The sequence below is a fragment of the Pseudomonas sp. P65(2024) genome (genome assembly GCF_057480955.1).
Window position 1 is genome coordinate 59,101 of the sequence record NZ_JBLIYX010000001.1, and the last position, 17,441, is coordinate 76,541.

General features: G+C 61.9%; 16 protein-coding genes, 1 pseudogene and 1 riboswitch. Of the genes and pseudogenes, 10 read left to right on the forward strand and 7 right to left on the reverse strand.

Features of this window, described 5'->3' with window-relative positions:
* Position 1: 1 nt before the first annotated feature.
* From AC25MA_RS00305 to glpT, 5 genes are all read left to right on the forward strand, one after another.
* Positions 2-1,018 (forward strand): XdhC family protein, encoded by a 1,017-nt coding sequence (locus AC25MA_RS00305; RefSeq protein ID WP_486971667.1) that lies wholly within the window; start codon positions 2-4, stop codon positions 1,016-1,018.
* Between the two features lie 81 nt (positions 1,019-1,099).
* Positions 1,100-1,675 carry a hypothetical protein gene (locus tag AC25MA_RS00310; RefSeq protein ID WP_028691416.1) on the forward strand — a complete coding sequence of 192 codons (576 nt, stop codon included), beginning with the start codon at positions 1,100-1,102 and terminating at the stop codon, positions 1,673-1,675.
* A gap of 63 nt (positions 1,676-1,738) precedes the next feature.
* A complete protein-coding gene (locus tag AC25MA_RS00315) occupies positions 1,739-2,293 on the forward strand; it encodes a lipocalin family protein (RefSeq protein ID WP_028691415.1) in 555 nt (184 codons plus the stop codon).
* A gap of 58 nt (positions 2,294-2,351) precedes the next feature.
* Positions 2,352-2,657, forward strand: a complete 306-nt coding sequence (locus AC25MA_RS00320) for an NIPSNAP family protein (RefSeq protein WP_028691414.1) — start codon at positions 2,352-2,354, stop codon at positions 2,655-2,657.
* 208 nt (positions 2,658-2,865) lie between these two features.
* The gene (gene glpT / locus AC25MA_RS00325; RefSeq protein ID WP_028691413.1) at positions 2,866-4,218 is read left to right on the forward strand and encodes a glycerol-3-phosphate transporter; all 1,353 of its coding nucleotides are present in this window, start codon (positions 2,866-2,868) and stop codon (positions 4,216-4,218) included.
* Between the two features lie 85 nt (positions 4,219-4,303).
* Here glpT and AC25MA_RS00330 read toward each other — a convergent pair whose 3' ends face one another.
* Positions 4,304-4,648: a hypothetical protein gene (locus tag AC25MA_RS00330; protein WP_028691412.1), complete on the reverse strand. Its 345-nt coding sequence runs from the start codon at positions 4,646-4,648 to the stop codon at positions 4,304-4,306.
* Between the two features lie 88 nt (positions 4,649-4,736).
* Positions 4,737-4,925: a DUF1289 domain-containing protein gene (locus AC25MA_RS00335; protein WP_028691411.1), complete on the reverse strand. Its 189-nt coding sequence runs from the start codon at positions 4,923-4,925 to the stop codon at positions 4,737-4,739.
* A gap of 153 nt (positions 4,926-5,078) precedes the next feature.
* Between AC25MA_RS00335 and AC25MA_RS00340 the strand changes: the two genes are divergently transcribed.
* Complete coding sequence (locus tag AC25MA_RS00340; protein WP_088851952.1) at positions 5,079-5,531, forward strand: thiol-disulfide oxidoreductase DCC family protein; 453 nt, start codon at positions 5,079-5,081, stop codon at positions 5,529-5,531.
* 66 nt (positions 5,532-5,597) lie between these two features.
* Here AC25MA_RS00340 and crcB read toward each other — a convergent pair.
* A pseudogene (gene crcB / locus AC25MA_RS00345) lies at positions 5,598-5,893 on the reverse strand (fluoride efflux transporter CrcB); the annotation flags it as partial.
* A gap of 72 nt (positions 5,894-5,965) precedes the next feature.
* Positions 5,966-6,027: riboswitch (Fluoride riboswitch) on the reverse strand.
* 360 nt (positions 6,028-6,387) lie between these two features.
* Between crcB and nhaA the strand changes: the two are divergent.
* Positions 6,388-7,590 (forward strand): Na+/H+ antiporter NhaA, encoded by a 1,203-nt coding sequence (gene nhaA, locus AC25MA_RS00350; protein WP_028691409.1) that lies wholly within the window; start codon positions 6,388-6,390, stop codon positions 7,588-7,590.
* Between the two features lie 129 nt (positions 7,591-7,719).
* Here nhaA and AC25MA_RS00355 read toward each other — a convergent pair whose 3' ends face one another.
* The 4 genes from AC25MA_RS00355 to vasI all read right to left on the reverse strand — a co-directional run bounded on the left by AC25MA_RS00355 (position 7,720) and on the right by vasI (position 14,655).
* Positions 7,720-8,484: an SDR family oxidoreductase gene (locus AC25MA_RS00355; protein ID WP_486971668.1), complete on the reverse strand. Its 765-nt coding sequence runs from the start codon at positions 8,482-8,484 to the stop codon at positions 7,720-7,722.
* A 528-nt stretch (positions 8,485-9,012) separates the two neighbouring features.
* Entirely contained in the window at positions 9,013-12,630 is a 3,618-nt protein-coding gene (tssM, locus tag AC25MA_RS00360) for a type VI secretion system membrane subunit TssM (RefSeq protein WP_486971669.1), read from the reverse strand.
* 7 nt (positions 12,631-12,637) lie between these two features.
* Complete coding sequence (gene tssA, locus AC25MA_RS00365) at positions 12,638-14,086, reverse strand: type VI secretion system protein TssA (RefSeq protein WP_486971670.1); 1,449 nt, start codon at positions 14,084-14,086, stop codon at positions 12,638-12,640.
* Entirely contained in the window at positions 14,074-14,655 is a 582-nt protein-coding gene (gene vasI / locus AC25MA_RS00370; RefSeq protein WP_213883010.1) for a type VI secretion system-associated protein VasI, read from the reverse strand. Before vasI ends, tssA begins: the two co-directional genes overlap by 13 nt.
* Before the next feature lie 366 nt (positions 14,656-15,021).
* On the opposite strand from vasI, the gene tssB reads away from it, so the two are divergent.
* Genes tssB through tssE form a run of 3 tightly spaced genes read left to right on the forward strand, consistent with a single transcriptional unit; the run spans position 15,022 to position 17,440 of the window.
* Positions 15,022-15,525 carry a type VI secretion system contractile sheath small subunit gene (gene tssB / locus AC25MA_RS00375; RefSeq protein ID WP_186595355.1) on the forward strand — a complete coding sequence of 168 codons (504 nt, stop codon included), beginning with the start codon at positions 15,022-15,024 and terminating at the stop codon, positions 15,523-15,525.
* A gap of 17 nt (positions 15,526-15,542) precedes the next feature.
* A complete protein-coding gene (gene tssC / locus AC25MA_RS00380) occupies positions 15,543-17,033 on the forward strand; it encodes a type VI secretion system contractile sheath large subunit (protein ID WP_186595364.1) in 1,491 nt (496 codons plus the stop codon).
* Positions 17,030-17,440, forward strand: a complete 411-nt coding sequence (gene tssE / locus AC25MA_RS00385) for a type VI secretion system baseplate subunit TssE (protein WP_110739891.1) — start codon at positions 17,030-17,032, stop codon at positions 17,438-17,440. The genes tssC and tssE overlap by 4 nt, the downstream gene beginning before the upstream one ends.
* Position 17,441 lies beyond the last annotated feature (1 nt).

The window sequence follows — 17,441 nt, forward strand, 5'->3', positions numbered from 1 at the left end:
CATGGAAAGCATCGACCTGCTGGTCCTGCGCACCACCCATGACTGGCTCCAGGCCGGCCATCGCGTGCTGCTCGCCACCGTCGCCCGCACCTGGGGCTCGTCGCCGCGTCCGGTCGGTTCGATGATGGCCCTGCGCAACGACGGTCGGGTAGTCGGCAGCGTGTCCGGCGGCTGCATCGAAGACGACCTGGTCCACCGCTACACCACCGCCTACGGCGGCCCAGGCCTGCCCGAGGGCGCGCCCGAGGTGATCCGCTACGGCGTCAGCGCCGACGAGGCCCACCGCTTTGGCCTGCCGTGCGGCGGCACGCTGGAACTGATCCTCGAGTTCATGCCCGCCGCCCTCCCACTGCGACAACTGCTGGTACAACTCGACAACGGCCAACTGATGCGTCGCCAGCTGAGCCTGGCCGACGGCGCGGTCGAGCTCGAACCCACCGCCACCCCGGAACAGTTCTGCTTCGATGGCCGGCAGATGACCAACACCCTCGGCCCCGGCTACCGCATGCTGCTGATCGGCGCCGGCGCGCTGGCCGAGTACCTGGCGACCATGGCCCTGTTCAACGGCTTCCGGGTGGCGGTGTGCGACCCCCGGCCCGAGCACATGGCCACCTGGTCGGTCGCCGGCGTCGAATACCTGAAGGGCATGCCGGACGATGTGGTACGCGACTTCAAGGCCGATCTGCGCACCTGCATCATCGCCGTCAGCCACGACCCCAAGCTCGACGACCTGGCGCTGCTCGAGGCCCTGCACGGCCCGGCGTTCTACATCGGCGCCATCGGCTCGCGGCGCAACAGCCAGCTGCGCCGCGAGCGGCTGATCGAGCACTTCGGCGAAACCGAACAGTCCCTCGAGCGCCTGCATGGGCCCATTGGCATCTACATCGGCAGCAAGACCCCGGCGGAAATCGCGGTGAGCGTGATGGCCGAAGTGCTGGCGGCCAAGAACGCCGTGAACTTGCCGGGGGCGGTGAGTGTGTCCGGGGCCAAGCGCCAGCGTGACCATCAACCTTTCTAGTGCCTGAACCTGCCGCACACCTGCCAACCAGTGTCTATGCTTCCTCTCGCATGCACCCTCGACCACAAGGAAGACAGGCCAATGAACCCGACCCGCGCCATCGCTCTCACCTCGCTCATCTTTGCCGCCAACCTCACCACCCACGCCGCCGAACTGCCCATCGCCAGTGAGGCGCTGGAAAGCCATGTCACCACCGAAGTGACCAAGATCGACCTGACCAATCGCCAGGTCACGGTGAAGGGTCCCCACGACAAGGACGTGACCTTCCAGCTCACCGAACAGGCCAAGGCCCTGCCCAACCTCAAGGTCGGCGATCAGGTCGACATCTACGTGACCCGCGCCGTGGCCTACGTGCTCAACACCAAGGAAGGCGGCGCACCGAAAGCGTCCGAGGAATCCGGCACTATCCGCGCCACCAAGGACAACCCCAACCCCGGCGGCGAGGCGTTCCGCCAGGTAAAGGTCACCTCGCAGATCAAGAAGATCGACCTCAACACCCATGAGGTCACTCTGCTGCCGCCTGAAGGCAAGGTACAAGTCGTCAAGGTCGAGGACCCGGACCTGCAGGCACGCATGAAGAACCTCAAGGTCGACCAGACCGTCGACGCCATCTATACCGAGATCCTGCGCGTGGAAACCTCGCGCCCAGCCCAGTAAAACCTTTGGCCGGCCTGCGCATCGAACATCATGTGAGCCCTTTCCCCCTTCAGGAGGTTTTCCATGGCGATGCGCCTGGCCGTGCCATTTTACTGCTGCCTCACCCTCGCGTTCACGGGCTGCACCAGCGCCCGCGACGAGCCGCCGCCTACCACGCAACAGATAGAACTGCAGCGCTACCAGGGCACCTGGTACGAACTGGCGCGCCTGCCGATGTTCTTCCAGCGCAACTGCGTGCAATCCGAGGCCCATTACGGCCTGCGCGAGGACGGTCGTATCGATGTGACCAATCGCTGCCTGGAGAAGGACGGCCAGTGGAATGAGGCCCACGGCCTCGCCGAGCCACAGGTGGCCGGGCGCACCGACAAGCTCTGGGTGCGCTTCGACAACTGGTTCAGCCGCCTGGCCCCCGGCCTGACCAAGGGCGAGTACTGGGTGCTCTACCACGACCCGGACTATCGCGTGGCGCTGGTCGGCCATCCGAACCGCGAGTACCTGTGGCTGCTGTCGCGCTCACCGACCGTCAGTGCCCAGACCCGAGAACAGCTGCTGGAGCTGGCACGCCAGCAGGGCTATCCCACCGACCAACTGATCTGGCGCCAGCCAGCCCCCCAGTGACGGCCGCCATCCGCCCCTGTAAGGTGAGCCACCCGGCTCACCCAAAGGATTGCATGCAATGATCACCTGCCACCTCAAGTACATCATCGACCCCTACCAGATCCCAGCCTTCGAGGCCTATGGCAAGCTGTGGATCGGCCTGGTCAACCGCATGGGCGGCACCCACCACGGCTACTTCCTGCCCAGCGAAGGCGCCAACAATGTCGCCTACGCCCTGTTCAGCTTCCCCAGCCTGGCGGCCTACGAGCAGTACCGCACTGCCTCGGAAACCGACCCGGAATGCATCGCCGCCTTCGCCCTGGCTAGCGAGCAACGCTTCATCCTCAGTTACGAACGCAACTTCCTGCGCCCTGTGCTCGACTGAGCCAGGGTCATTTGCGCCACATCACAGCTCTTTTATCAGTTGGTCGGGGCGTGTGCCGCCGTGAACCATGCCCTGTGCCGGGCTTGCTTCATGGCGGCAGCCGACCAGGTTCACAAAACAACAGAATCTCCCAGCGAAACCGGTATTTTTTCTGTAACGAAAATGTAAAATTCGTTTTCGCATACCTATAACAAGTTGGGAGCTTCACATGTTTGCCTTCTTCCGCCCTGCCGCGCACCAGGCGCCGCTGCCCGACGAGCGCGTCGACAGCACCTATCGCCGCCTGCGCTGGCAAATCTTCGCCGGGATCTTCTTCGGCTACGCCGGCTACTACCTGCTGCGCAAGAACTTCTCACTGGCCATGCCCTACCTGATCGAGGAAGAGGGCTACACGCGCGGCCAGCTGGGCGTGGCGATTTCCGCCATCGCCATCGCCTACGGCCTGTCCAAGTTCCTCATGGGCCTGGTCTCGGACCGCTCCAACCCGCGCTACTTCCTGCCCTTCGGCCTGCTGATCTCGGCCGGGGTGATGTTCATTTTCGGTTTCGCGCATTGGGCCACATCCAGCGTGACGATCATGTTCGTGCTGCTGTTCATCAATGGCTGGGCCCAGGGCATGGGCTGGCCGCCGAGCGGGCGAACCATGGTGCACTGGTGGTCGCAGAAGGAGCGCGGTGGCGTGGTGTCGGTGTGGAACGTCGCTCACAACGTCGGCGGCGGCCTGATCGGCCCGCTGTTCCTGCTGGGCCTGGGCTGGACCAACGACTGGCATGCCGCCTTCTACGTGCCCGCCGCCGTGGCCGTGCTGGTGGCTGTGTTCGCCTTCGCCACCATGCGCGATACCCCGCAGTCGGTCGGCCTGCCGCCGGTCGAGCAGTACAAGAACGACTACCCCGAAGGCTACGACGAGAGCCACGAGCAGGAATTCAGCGCCAAGCAGATCTTCGTCGAGTACGTGCTGCGCAACAAGCTGCTGTGGTACATCGCCATGGCCAACGTGTTCGTCTACCTGCTGCGCTACGGCGTGCTCGACTGGGCGCCGACCTACCTGAAGGAAGCCAAGCACTTCAGCGTCGACACCACCTCGTGGGCCTACTTCTTCTATGAGTGGGCCGGCATTCCCGGCACCCTGCTGTGCGGCTGGATGTCCGACAAGATCTTCCGCGGCAACCGTGGCCTGACGGGGATCGTATTCATGGCCCTGGTGACCGTCGCCACCCTGGTCTACTGGCTCAACCCGCCAGGCAACCCGACCGTCGACATGATCGCGCTGTTCGCCATCGGCTTCCTGATCTACGGGCCGGTGATGCTGATCGGCCTGCAGGCGCTGGAGCTGGCGCCGAAGAAAGCCGCCGGTACCGCAGCCGGCTTCACCGGGCTGTTCGGCTACCTGGGCGGTTCGGTCGCGGCCAGCGCGGCGATGGGTTACACCGTCGACCACTTCGGCTGGGACGGCGGCTTCGTGCTGCTGGTGAGCGCGTGCGTGCTGGCGATCGCGTTCATGGTGCCGACCCTTTGGCACAGCAAGGCGGCAAGTGCAGGTCGCGAGGCGATCGCCTGATAGCCCCCTGAACCGGCGACACGTACCGTAACGACACTGCCTGGACGACCAGGCGGTGTCGCGGTCGCCTCCTGAAGGAGCGTCCTTACTCCGCCCGGAAACTCCAGACAATCTCGACCACTCGCGACGCCAGGATGAGATAGAGCAGGCACAGGATGACCTGCAGTACCGTGTGGTATGGCAACTTCGCCAGACGATGCAGCGTGTCGCTGATGTTCAACAGCAACAGCAACGCCGACACCAGGATCAACCCCCAGCCGGTGAAACTGGACACCCACAAACCCAACAGCATCTGCTGGTTGCCATGGATCGCCTCGGTGCCCGCGGCGAACAGCAGCGCGCACACCAGCAAGTTCTTGAAGTTGTCGAAGACCTTGTTACTGAGGTCCGCATCCAACAGTGCGAGGTACCTTCGCCACAGTCTGCGCATAGCTTCCCCATGAATTCGGATCATCAGCAGGTGTCAGGGACACGCAAGCGCGCCTGACGCCCGGGCCAGGCCGCAACGGCGTCTTGCCCTAGCGCTTGGCGTTCTTCTTGACGATAGCCTTCATTCGCGAAGCCGCCCGCTGCACGGTCGCCATCTTCTCCGGGCGCTTCATGCCCCGCCATTTGCGAATCTCATCCCGGGTTCGGCCACAGCTCACGCACAGTTCGCCATTGAGTTGGCACAGCGAGACGCAGGGGTTGTCGATGTCCTTGGCCATGGGGCGCTCCAATATCGGGGGCGCATGATAACGGTTCGACAATCGCCCTTGAACCGGCCAATCCCTAGGGCGCGGCTCCCTGCGCGCCGATTAATCGCTACTTCCCATCCAAAGCCTCTAAAATGCCGCTTCCAGCCTGAACGGAATCAAGCGATGCCCGCCTCCCTGATGCGCCCCTCTCACGCCCCTCTGCTCGCGCCAGGGGAAACCGTGCTGCTGTTCGATGGTGTATGCAAGCTGTGCAACGGCTGGGCGACGTTCGTTATCCGCCACGATCGCCACCAACGTATCCGCCTGGCCACGGTGCAGTCAGCCGAAGGCCAGGCATTGCTGGCCTGGGCAGGCCTGCCCGTGATGGCGTTCGACACCATGGCGGTCATTCGTGACAACCACTACTGGGTGCGCTCCGAGGCATTCTTCGAGGTAGTACGCCAACTGCCCGGCGCCTGGCCACTGCTGCGCATGCTGCGTCTCTGCCCTCGCAGGTTGCGGGACGGGTTGTACGATCGTGTGGCGCTCAACCGCTATCGGCTGTTCGGCCGATATGAGCAATGCCTGATGCCCAGCCCAGACCATCAACGTCGTTTTCTCGGGCTGCAGCCATGAACCGTCTTCACCAGGTCCACTGGCTGGCCCGCGCCAGCCTGGTTGTCACAGGTGTGCCGTGGCCATCGCCCAGCCAGCGCGGCCGTGCATGAGCATCGACAGCACTTCGGCGCAGAACGTCGAGAAGGTGGTCAGCCCGCCGCAAAAGCCCGTGGTGATCAGCAGCAGCCAGGCCGGACCGAGGTTGGGCAAGCGCAGGAAGAAGGCCATCGCGCCGCCGATGACGAACCACCGACGAGGTTGACCAGCAAGGTGCCCAACGGCATCCCGGGAAACAGCGAGTTCAGGCGCAGGCCAAGGATCCAGCGCAATACGCAACCGGCACTGCCTCCGACGACAACGGAAATGAACGAGAGGTACATCGACTAGCTCCAGGATAGGTCCGAAAGCCCCCATGGAGAGAGACAGGCACAGACCTACGCGCCCTCCAATGGGGTTGCGCAGGCATCATCAGCGCTGAGGCGGTTCAAGGAGGGAGGCCATCTCCTGAGGGTCGGTGCTACGGGTCGAAACCCTCGCTTGGCAACATTTCGATGCAAAAATGCAACACACACCTTCGCCCGCACCGTTAGAATGGTCGCCTGGCGTGTGCTGCGTGCGCCCGGGAGCCTTCCCGAATACGGAGAACATTCATTTGTTTTCCGTGAGATCCGTCCATGTTGCACGCATGCCTCCATTCCCCATGGCCCTTCCTGCCCCGTGTCCTCACGGCGTGGGTCGCTGCGCCGCATTTTCCATCCTTCTTCTCGCCCTTCGCCGCAGTGGCCCGTCTTGCCCGGAGCCAGCGTCCCGCCGTGCCCGTTGCCCGTCGCGACACTGCCACCGCGAGGGTGATGCCATGAACGAGGAGCGTTATATGACCGCACCCCTTCCACCCCTCAAGCCGCGTTCGATGCTGCGGCACCTGCTGGCCACAGAGGCGGCCGGTGGCGTCTTGCTGATGTTCACCGCCGCGCTGGCCATCGTCATCGCCAACAGCCCCTGGGCCAGCGCCTACCAGCACCTGCTGCACCTGCCCGTCGGCCCGGTGCTGACCGACAAGCTCGGCCCAATGACCGTGCACATGTGGATCAACGATGGCCTGATGGCGATCTTCTTCCTGCTGGTGGGCCTGGAGATCAAGCGCGAGCTGGTCGACGGTCGCCTGGCCAGTTGGGAGCAGCGCCGCCTGCCGGCACTGCCGGCACTGATGGGCATGGCCGTGCCGGCGCTCATCTACCTGGCGGTGTCCCGTGGCGAGCCGGGCCTGGCCGACGGCTGGGCGATCCCGGCCGCCACCGACATCGCCTTCGCTGTCGGCGCCCTGGCCCTGCTCGGCCGGCATGCGCCGCTGTCGCTCAAGGTGATGCTGGTGTCGGTGGCGATCATCGACGACATGGGTGCGGTGGCGATCATCGCCGTGTTCTACACCTCGTCGCTGAACCTGCTGGCCCTGGCCGGCGCCGCCGGCATCGTCGCGGTGCTGCTAGCCTGCAACCGCCTGCGCGTGGTCAGCCTGTGGCCCTACCTGATCGGCGTGGCCGCACTGTGGTACGTGACCCTGCTGTCGGGCGTTCACGCCACCATCGCCGGCGTGGTCGGCGCCCTGCTGATCCCCTACAGCACCGGCGGCAGCGAGGCCCGCGAAGCCAGCCCGCTGCTCAAGCTGGAGCATGGCCTGGCGCCCTGGGTCGGCTTCCTCATCGTGCCAGCCTTCGGCTTCGCCAACGCCGGCGTGTCGTTCGGCAATCTGGGCCTGAGCGACATCTTCGCTCCATTGCCACTGGCCATCGCCCTGGGCCTGCTGCTGGGCAAGCAGCTCGGCGTGTTCGGCGGCGTGCTGCTGGCGGTCAAGACCGGCCTGGCCAGCAAGCCCCATGGCGCCAGCTGGCTGCAGATCTACGGCGTGGCGATGCTGTGCGGCATCGGCTTCACCATGAGCCTGTTCATCGGCGAGCTGGCCTTCCCCGGCCAGGCCGATAAGATCGACGCAGCCAAGATCGGCATCCTGCTGGGCTCGCTGCTGTCGGCGGTGATCGCCTGCCTGATCCTGCGCTTCGCGCCCAAACCGGCGGATTGATGCAAGCGCTCGGGGCTGCCTGGCAGCCCCGTTCAATCTACTGGTAACTGAACTTGCGTGTAGTAACTGGACTTGCGTGGGCTTGCCCCACGATCATTTTAAAGGGCCACGCGGAACCTGCAGCCCACCTCACCCCCGCACCACCGACACCCCGCCATCCACCAGCATGGCCGCCCCGGTCATGAAACTCGATGCCTCCGACGCCAGGAACAACGCCGCCTCGGCGATCTCCTGCGGCCGGGCCAGACGCTTGAGGGCATGCAGCCCTTCGACATGGGCCCGGGCCTCGGGGCTGTTCATCGCACTACGGCCCATGGGCGTATCGGTACCGCCGGGCAGCAGCGCGTTGGCGCGTATGCCACGGCAGCCCTGCTCCGCCGCAATGACCTGGACCAGGCCGACCACGCCGGCCTTGCTCGCCGCATAGGCGGCCATGCCCGGCATGCCCACGCTGTGGCCGACAAAGGTCGAGGTGAAAATCAGCGAGCCGCCACCACGGGCCAGCAACGCCGGAATCTGCGCCTGGGCGCAGAGGAAGGCGCTGGTGAGGTTGGTGTGCAGGGTGTGTTGCCAGCCCTCCAGGGACAGCTCGGGGACGGCGGCCAGTTCACCGAGGGTACCGGCATTGTTGAAGGCGATATCCAGGCCACCGAAGCGCGCCACCGCCACGTCCACCAGTTCCCTGACCAACGCCGCATCGGTGATGTCGCCAGCCACGGTAATAGCCCGGCCTTGCCCGGCCGCCGCGATGTCCGCCGTCAATTGCTCGAGTTCGGCCTGGCGCCGGGCCGTGAGCACAAGGTTGGCGCCGTGCCGGGCGAACAATGTCGCCGCGGCTCGGCCGATACCGGAGCTGGCGCCGGTGATGATTGCCACTTTGCCGGCCAGTTGCATGATGAGTACCTCGTCCTGAAGATGATTTGCAGGGTGCGCGGGTACTATCGGGTGCGGTACAAGGGGGATGCTCTCCGTTTCTTGCGGACTGTGGTCAGCCGACAGCAAGATGAGGATTCGACGAGTCAGCGGGAGCACTGGTCAAGGGCGAGGCAAACTGATTGCTTCAGGTGAAGATGGGACACGGCGAACACGAGCGCTGTGCCCCCCTGGTAGGGCCACCATCTGGCGCCTGCGCAAGCTTGCATGCAGTCATCGAACCCATGCCCAGATATCGGTGGCACCCCTACCGACACTTCGCTACGAACTGCCGCGCGAATCTCTTCGAAGAGCTTCTTTGTAAGAAGGCACTTAGCATGGCTCACGAACAATGCTTGTTCGGATAGCGGGGTCACCTCTTCTTCCATCACTTCTCCTCCTGCGACGATCGGATTGCGCACGGTGCGCATCCCAGCCTCAAGTTGTTCGATGGCCTGGGTGCAGAAATGCAAAGCTTGTACTCGCCCTTCCTTTTGTATCGCCCACTCCTTACATGACAGGTGCGATCGTCTGTCCGACCAGAGCCACACTGGATGTCTGTTGCAGCAACCCGCGCGGCAAGCGGAAGCCTTTGAACGGTTGTTGAGTAATTGGGTTGAAGGCCTTCTCTGCGCTGAGTCGGTAGCGCATCACACCATCACCAGTCCTGAAACTCAGATCCACGCTGGTCGCCGTCCGCCCATTGAGCGAACCGCGACTGAGCAGGCGAAACATGGACCATGGCCCTCGGTACTCCAGGCTGCTGCTGTTGCCGTTCTGCCTGAGCAGTGTCAGGTTGCTACGCACATGTTGCCCAAGCGTATTGGGCCAGATAATGCCGGTGATCTGGCTCGTGCCATGGGTGTAGGAAATCAACTGACCGTCCAGATCCAGCAGGCTGGTGCGCTGGTTCGCACTCAGCCCTAACGGCTCGATACTGAACTGCACACTCAAGTTGCCGCGTTGATCGAAGAACGTTTCGCGAATGCGGTCTGCCAGTTCCAACTGCTCGATCACATCGCTGCGGATCAGGGACTGCCCCTGCTGGCCGGTTTGCAGGGCTTCGAGGTTGTCCTTCAGGAACACCTTCAGATACTGCTCATTGAACTGCTTCAGCCGGCCCTTCGGCCCGAAGAACGCCTCGAAGTCATCCAGGGACGCGTCGGGCGCCCTGGCCACGAAGGGGTATCGACCTGCCAGGCGCTGCTGGAAGAAGCTGTACACCTCGGCGTCCCAGCGCCGTTCCAACTCGCGCAGGGCTTCAACGTTCAATACCTGCGCCGTTTGATCAGCCACCTTTCGGACCTGGTGGTTGATAGGCTCAGGCAAGCCGGTGGATACCCGTTGCAAGGTGCCGATGGGGTCATGCCCGATCATCGAGAAACGCTGACGCACGGCCTGCAGAGCAGCCTTGCCTCGGTCCGGGCTGTCCTGCACCGCCTTGGCGTAGTCGTGCACGTCTGCGATAGCAGCCAGGGTTTCATCGTAGTAGCTAGGCTTCTCTGCCGTTGCCTGCAGCATCGCGCTCAGCCCGGCAAAGGCCCTTTGAATAGTCCACGCCTGCTGATGCCCAGGCTTACTACTTGTCGGTGGCACGGTCTTGGCTTCATCTGCCACCTCAACAACACCAGTCGATGAGAGCGACGTGTTGTCCCTTACCGTATCGAGCAATCGATGCAGCGGCGCCGCAGGCCCCGTCAACTGCTGCAGGATCGCGACACCATGGTCCAGGTCACGGAAATCAGCCACGCTGAAAGCGTTGAGGGCACGGCGCCAACTGTCAATGTAATCGGCGCTGTACAAGTTGCGCAGCCGTTCGCTCAGCGCCTCCCTGTCGGCGTCCGAATAATCGAGCTGGCTACGCTCGCCCAGCGCCCATTGGTCAATCATCGCCAAATCGGCGAAGCTCTGACTGCGTGGCTCGAAGTACTCCTTGAAACCTTTGGCAGTGAGCATCGGCGCTAACAGCACATCATTACCCATCCTGGCGCCCATGGATGGCTGATACACCACGTCGAAGGCAGGCCCAACCTGATGACGCAAGTCCAGCCCGGTGTGCAACTGCTCCCCAGCCTGTTGTTTCAGGCCGGCGTAAACCCGCTCGGGTAGCGGCACCTTGCGCAGCGCTGCCTGCGCCACCGCGACACGTTGGCTGTACTGCGGCAGGTCGGTATCGGCGTAGGCCAAGGCGTACTTAAGGTGACGCATGAGGTCACGCTGCAGTTGCCCCTGGCCAGGGAATTTCTGCTGCCATTGTCGGGCCATCCACTCTTCGACCCATTCGGTGCGGCGGTTCTGACGGTCTTCCAGCATGCGGTAAACCCTGAGGGCAGCCATTTGCTGCTCACTGCCTGGCGGCGCCGCATCCATGGCATCGATCACACCACTGGCCAAGGCCGGCAGAAACCGCTTGGAGAGCAAGCTGAGATATGCCTCATCGACACGCGGGCCTATAGCGCGCCCCTGATACAGGCCAAAATCGGAAACACCCGGCCATGCAGCGCGGTAGTCGCCAAAAACCGATACCGCATCGCGAATCTGGTCCAGCGGCTCCAGCAGGTTGCGTCCGGTAGGATCCAGACGTTGGTCCACCTCGTGATGGCTGTACTCCCTGCTTTTGGCAAGCACGTTGGCGGCTTTGTCGCCATTGATGTCGAAAAAGCGCTGCCAGCCGGCGATGGCGACACAAAAAGCCAGCATGCCTACCCCTGAGCCCACCCATAGGAGTTGGCGCTTGCTGCGTGCCACCTTGATGTTATCCCCAGCAAGTCCGGCTTCCTTATAGATGACGCGCCCGAACGCATGCTGGATGAAGTACGGCAGCGCCTTGGTTTGCGCCTTCCCCTCGAGCAGAGGGAGCTTCGTCTTGTAGGGTTGCGCGGCCTCGCGCACGAACGCATTGATCATGTCACCTTGCTGGATGACCGAGGACCAGTACACCCCGCGTACCAAGGCTGGCGTGGTGTAGCGATCACTGGCCAGCGCTTCTTTCAGGAATTCCAGCAGTATTGGGCGCAAGCCGATCAATTGGGCATGCAATGAGAACAGGCGCGCGCGCTGCGCAGCACTGTCCAGCGCATCGAGCCGATCCACCACCTGCTCGAACAGCTGGCTGATCAACTGTTCGTAGTGATCGCCATACTCCTCCAGCCAAGCGTCGAACGTACCGATCGCATCCAGCTTGAACGTGAAACCGAGCATTTTTTCCCGCATGGGGACGGAAAGCCCGGCATAGAACTGGTCGAACCCGTCCAACAGGTCGAACTTGGTCAGCACCACATACAGCGGCAGCCGCGAACCCAATTGACTACTGACCTCGTACAGACGGGCGCGCAACACATGCGCCAAGGCAATGCGCTGCTCGGGTGTGCCATGCAATAGCGCGGGTAAGTCGACTACCAGCAATATGCCATTGAGGGCTCTCTGGCTGCGGCTGCGCAACAACCAGTCCAGCAGGTGCTGCCACAGCCTGGCCGAGGTTGCAGGTGGCACTTGCTGTGTGGCTGATTCGTCGACGGGCGAGCCTGCCAGCGACTCCTGCCGGATGAACGCCCCTGGCGGATCGATGATCACCGCATCATTGCTGACCCACCAACCTATCGGAAAGGCTAGCGTTTGGGCCTGCCTGCCCCGAGCCTGTGCCTTGTCGATGCGGGTCAGGGAAAAGCTTTGTTCTGTGCGATCGATGAAGCTGGTCTTGCCAGCATGCTGGTCACCTATCACCAAGTACCAGGGCAATCGATACAACGCACGTCGCCCGCCTGCGCCATCGAGAAATCGCGAAAGTCCTTGGTCCAAGGCTTTCTCTTGCGCCTGAACCAGCGGCAATACGCTGTCCAGCTCAGCGTCCACCGCCTGCTTGCGCTCAGCCTGCAGGCGAACGTATCGCCTGCGCAGCACCACTAGCCAGCACAACAGCGGCACCAGCACGAGCACCAGGCTGGCCAAGCTGCGATGCGCCATGCTGGCCAGCGGGTGCTGTTCACGCCACGTCCACTGCGGCCCGAGCCACCAGATGGCGACCAGCATCAGCATGGTACCCAGCACAAGCAGCAGCGGCATGGCCAGGCCGATCCGAGTCATCAGGGGCAAACCCCAACGTTTCAATAGCTTCCATAGTTGATTCATGGGGGGCCTAGTCCTTGTTCTGATCAGCCAACACATGGGCAGAGGCATACTGTTGCAGTCGTCGAAACACCTCTGGCTCCCAAACGGCGGCCGTGGTGTGCTGCATGGTCCGTGCGACGCTGGCGCACAGGTCCTGAGCCAGCCAGGACACGCCTCGCGCTGCCAAGAGATCGGCCGCAATGACGGTGGTATGGCTGCGCTCACGCGGAGCACGAAGGTCCGCCTGCATGGCCTGCAACTTGAGCAAGACCGGCTCTACCCCACCTGCGTCCAACTGACCGGCCAACTCTTCGCGCAGGCCTGCGAACTCGTGGGCAGATTCGGCTTGCGTTTGCCCAGCTGCGCCTCTGAGCCAAGCCATGCTTTGATCGTCCACGAACGACCTGCCGTCGCTGAAACACAATTGCTGGAGCGCGGGCATGCGCTGGACGAATCGGGCAGTCGCTGCGCGGATTGCCTCAGCTACCTCCCCCATCGCCAGCCGTGTCGCCGCACTGGCCGCGAGGAAACTGCCGCGTACCCAAAAGGGGCAAGCCGTCACGCTCTTTTCGATCCGCTGAAGCAACACCGCGTCGATCGCGGTGCCAGCAATCGCCTCTTCATAGTCGCTGGCGATATCCAGCGGCACCGCCATCAGTTCCGTGCGATTGCCTTGCTTGATTTGAGGCGCCGCCTGGATATGGGACCACAGGCCGAATCGACGCAACTGGTAGCCCGTCGGGTCGTAGGGGTCTTGTTGATTGATCATCTCGGCCATGGCCAGCACGGCCCGTCGTGATTCACGCTCGTTGCCTAACGACACACGAGGCATTGGGGTGGCAATGACCTCGGCCAGCGGTGCAGACTTGGCCGCCGCCGACGACTTCGCCGCAGCAGGCTCGCCAGCGCCACTCGCCTGCTCCGCCTGCTTGCGCAGCAGTCGGTCGACAGCATTCAGAATGGCTCCATCCAACTGAGCAACGGCTTGCTGCTGTCGCAGGCGCTGCAATGCCTCTTGAGCTACGGCCGCATGAGCAGGGTTGAATGTGTAGCGGTCCAGGCGCGGCAGCGCTTCGTTCAAGCGATCGAGCACAAGGCCAACCAGCTTGCGCTTGCCCAGGAAACCTTTGGGGCCAGGCTTTGGATGCGCAACCTCCCAATAGCGCTCGACCATGCCGGCCAGCAACGCCAAGGTAAAACCCCATCGCTCCCAACATCCACTGCGAAGCCACGCAGCACTCAGGTGCGCGACGATACGCAAGTGCTTGCACTGCTGCGCCAGATACTGTCGTGACGCTTCCTCGATATAGGCCCAGTCGATGGTGGATGCCTGCAGCCCGCCCAGCTTGACCATTTCCTGGTCAATGGCCTGATAGGTTTCGTCCTCCACATCAAACAGACCGACGGGTGCCTGCGCATCGATGGGTGCGAGCAGCCGGGCAATTTCCTGTGCGTTGACCTCTGCTACCAGCGACATGTTTTGCGCGCCTCGTCGATGAGCGGGTCCAGGCCTTGGGCATCGAAGACCAATCCATCAATGGAAGGGTTGTCGCTTTGGACCTGAATGCGATGGGCCCCAATAAGTTGCTTGATCTGCTCGATTCCGGGCAAGCCCCGGCCCGCATCGAGTACCTGACCGTTCTCCGTCACCTGCCAAGGGGTTGCGACGGTGGTGCTCCGCTCCCCCTGCAATCGCACCGTCACCCGACCAGCATCAATGGGTTGCGCGGCGACCAGTTGCAGCCTGGAGATGTTCTGCAAACAACTGATCACCAAGTAGGGATGCGACACGGCCGAAGCGATTGCAGGTGCAGAGATCGTCAGCCCGTCGTCTTCAGGCGTGAGTCGAAACGTTAGGTCGTCGGGATGGCGTCCTGCTTCGTGAGTCAGCACCCGGCGCACCGTGGGTGAGTCCTGTTCTGGCGGCGACCACTGCATGGGCACCGAGTGTGCAGGCGTTCCGGCGGCCTCATCAAAACACGCCAAACGCTCAAGGTTGGACACGATCCGCGAACAATCCTGATCGGAATACACGGGTGTTGGCATACACCCGAGCACCAGCCAAAGACTTACGCCACAATTTTTATTACCAAGCATCGCAAGTAAATACCTTTCATATAGTGCATATGACCTATTCAAATCAGTGGATCTGAAACAGCCCTCCCAGGCACTCAAATTCCCGCAAACAGCAAGAGCCTAGCCCATCGGGACAGCAACAAACAAAAAAATATTTTTTTACATTTTCATACTCGACGACATGATAAAACCAAGCGCAATGTTTTTACGCGACGCACAACCAATCCCGCACCTTGTTTACACCTCCAACAAGTAATTAGGAAATTTCCCACACACTAATTTGCAAATAAAAACTCAATACGGACAACTCTTACTAGAACACGGAGAGATTCTGCGATGGCAAAATCCACAGGATCGGTTGCACCCAAAGAACGCATCAACATCAAATACGTACCCGCCACCGGCGATGAACAGGCCGAAGTAGAGCTGCCGCACAAGATGTTGGTAATGGGCGACTTCGGCCTGGATGACACCCGTGCGCTGGAAGACCGATCGGTCATGCGCATCGATAAACACACCTTCAACAACGTGTTGAACGACGCCGATGTCAGCTTGGCCATGTCGGTACCGTCCATGCTCAGCACGGCCATCGACGCGGAGCTGGCGGTCAATCTGCAGTTCAGATCGATCAATGACTTCGGGCCAGACGGCATCGCCCGCCAAGTACCAGAGCTCAGCAAGCTTCTGGAGCTGCGTGAGGCGCTGGTGGCACTGAAAGGCCCGCTGGGCAACGTGCCCGCTTTCCGCAAGCAATTGCATCACCTGTTGAACAACGAGCAGGCCCGCAAACAACTCGCCGAAGAATTGGACCTGGTGCTTGAGGCGCCAAAAGAAGACTGAGACAACGGAGCGTCCCCATGCCAAAGCCAACCAGCACCTCCCTCGCCGCTGAACTATCTGGCGAGACATTGAGCCATGCCACTCTGCTCGATCAGATCATGGCGCAAACACAACTAGTGCCCACTCAAGAGGGCTATCAAGTCGCTCGTCAAGGCGTATCGGCTTTTATTGCAGAAATACTCAAAACTGGTGATCCAGATCAACTAATCAATAAACATCGCGTCGACCAGATGATTGCAGAACTGGATCGAGTGCTCAGCAAGCAAATGGATGCCATTCTTCATCAGCCGGAATTCCAGGCGCTCGAATCATCGTGGCGCAGCCTCAAACTTCTGGTGGACCGCACGGACTTCCGCGAGAACATCAAGCTTGAAATCCTGCATGTCAGCAAAGAAGACTTGCTCGACGATTTCGACAATGCCGCCGATATCACCTGCAGCGGTATGTACAAACACGTTTACACCGCAGGCTATGGGCAGTTCGGTGGTGAGCCGGTGGCGGCCATGCTGGGAAACTACAACTTCGGCCCCTCTTCGCCAGACATAAAGTTACTGAGCTACATGGCCTCTGTCGGTGCCATGTCGCATGCCCCGTTCCTGGCCGCCCCCGCCCCCGATTTCTTCAATCTGAGCAGCTTTGAAGAGCTGCCAAACCTGAAGGAAATCAAAGACATTTTCGCAGGGCCGCGACATGCCAAATGGCGCGCCTTCCGCGAAAGCGAAGATGCCCGCCACACAGCGCTGACCGGGCCACGCTTCATGCTTCGCTCGGCCTACCACCCCCAGGAACAGCCGATCAAAAGCTTCAACTACGAAGAAAGTATCGACGGGCGACACGACAATTACCTGTGGGGCAATTCCGCCTTCCTGCTGGCCAGCTGCATCAACGACAGCTTTGCCCGCTACCGCTGGTGCCCGAACATCATCGGCCCGCAGTCCGGTGGCGCCGTGGAGGATCTGCCAGTGCATCTCTACGAGGCGCTTGGGCAGTTGCAAGCGAAGATCCCAACCGAGGTGCTGATTTCCGACCGCAAGGAATTCGAGCTGGCCGAAGAAGGCTTCATTGCGCTGACCATGCGCAAGGACAGCGACAACGCCGCGTTCTTCTCGGCCAATTCGGTACAGAAACCGAAGAACTTCCCCAAGACCCCGGAAGGCTTGCAGGCTCAAACCAACTACAAGCTGGGCACACAGTTGCCTTACCTGTTCATCGTCAACCGGCTGGCCCATTACATCAAGGTGCTGCAACGCGAGCAGATCGGCAGCTGGAAGGAGCGCCGCGACCTTGAGTCCGAGCTGAACAAATGGATCAAGCAGTACGTCGCCGACCAGGAAAACCCCTCGGCCGACGTGCGCAGCCGCCGCCCCCTACGTGCTGCGAAGGTCGAGGTTTCAGACGTTGCCGGCGATCCGGGTTGGTATCAGGTTTCGCTCGCAGTACGCCCGCACTTCAAATACATGGGCGCGAACTTCGAGATCTCCCTGGTAGGCCGGCTCGACACCCAATGAGCGGATTTTTCGACCGCTTGGTTGCCGATCAGTCCGTGATCCGGGCGCCGTCCAGGCAAGAGAACGCGTCCCACAAGTTCGCCGCCATCAAGCGCCACTTGGAAACGCTGCTCAACGCTCGCCAGGGTTGCTCACAGAGCAGCCCTGAGCTGGGCCTGCGCGATTTCAACGGGCATGACGTGAGCAGTGGCGACCTCCTGAAACAAGTGAGCGCCGACATACGCCGCACCATCCAGCGTTTCGAGCCTCGCGTGCAGGTACGTTCACTCAAGGCCGTGCCCGCTTGTCACGCCCCTCAGGAGCTGCATTTCAGGCTGGACTGCCAAGTGCAGGTGAATAACCACACGGAGCAGTTGCAACTGGAGTTGCTGGTCAACGGCCATAACCGCCATACCCGAGTGAGGTAAT

Coding starts and splice junctions, on each gene's coding strand:
- AC25MA_RS00305 (WP_486971667.1), top strand. CDS start 2: ATGGAAAGCATCGACCTGCTGGTCCTGCGCACCACCCATGACTGGCTC.
- AC25MA_RS00310 (WP_028691416.1), top strand. CDS start 1,100: ATGAACCCGACCCGCGCCATCGCTCTCACCTCGCTCATCTTTGCCGCC.
- AC25MA_RS00315 (WP_028691415.1), top strand. CDS start 1,739: ATGGCGATGCGCCTGGCCGTGCCATTTTACTGCTGCCTCACCCTCGCG.
- AC25MA_RS00320 (WP_028691414.1), top strand. CDS start 2,352: ATGATCACCTGCCACCTCAAGTACATCATCGACCCCTACCAGATCCCA.
- glpT (WP_028691413.1), top strand. CDS start 2,866: ATGTTTGCCTTCTTCCGCCCTGCCGCGCACCAGGCGCCGCTGCCCGAC.
- AC25MA_RS00330 (WP_028691412.1), bottom strand. CDS start 4,648: ATGCGCAGACTGTGGCGAAGGTACCTCGCACTGTTGGATGCGGACCTC.
- AC25MA_RS00335 (WP_028691411.1), bottom strand. CDS start 4,925: ATGGCCAAGGACATCGACAACCCCTGCGTCTCGCTGTGCCAACTCAAT.
- AC25MA_RS00340 (WP_088851952.1), top strand. CDS start 5,079: ATGCCCGCCTCCCTGATGCGCCCCTCTCACGCCCCTCTGCTCGCGCCA.
- nhaA (WP_028691409.1), top strand. CDS start 6,388: ATGACCGCACCCCTTCCACCCCTCAAGCCGCGTTCGATGCTGCGGCAC.
- AC25MA_RS00355 (WP_486971668.1), bottom strand. CDS start 8,484: ATGCAACTGGCCGGCAAAGTGGCAATCATCACCGGCGCCAGCTCCGGT.
- tssM (WP_486971669.1), bottom strand. CDS start 12,630: ATGAATCAACTATGGAAGCTATTGAAACGTTGGGGTTTGCCCCTGATG.
- tssA (WP_486971670.1), bottom strand. CDS start 14,086: ATGTCGCTGGTAGCAGAGGTCAACGCACAGGAAATTGCCCGGCTGCTC.
- vasI (WP_213883010.1), bottom strand. CDS start 14,655: ATGCCAACACCCGTGTATTCCGATCAGGATTGTTCGCGGATCGTGTCC.
- tssB (WP_186595355.1), top strand. CDS start 15,022: ATGGCAAAATCCACAGGATCGGTTGCACCCAAAGAACGCATCAACATC.
- tssC (WP_186595364.1), top strand. CDS start 15,543: ATGCCAAAGCCAACCAGCACCTCCCTCGCCGCTGAACTATCTGGCGAG.
- tssE (WP_110739891.1), top strand. CDS start 17,030: ATGAGCGGATTTTTCGACCGCTTGGTTGCCGATCAGTCCGTGATCCGG.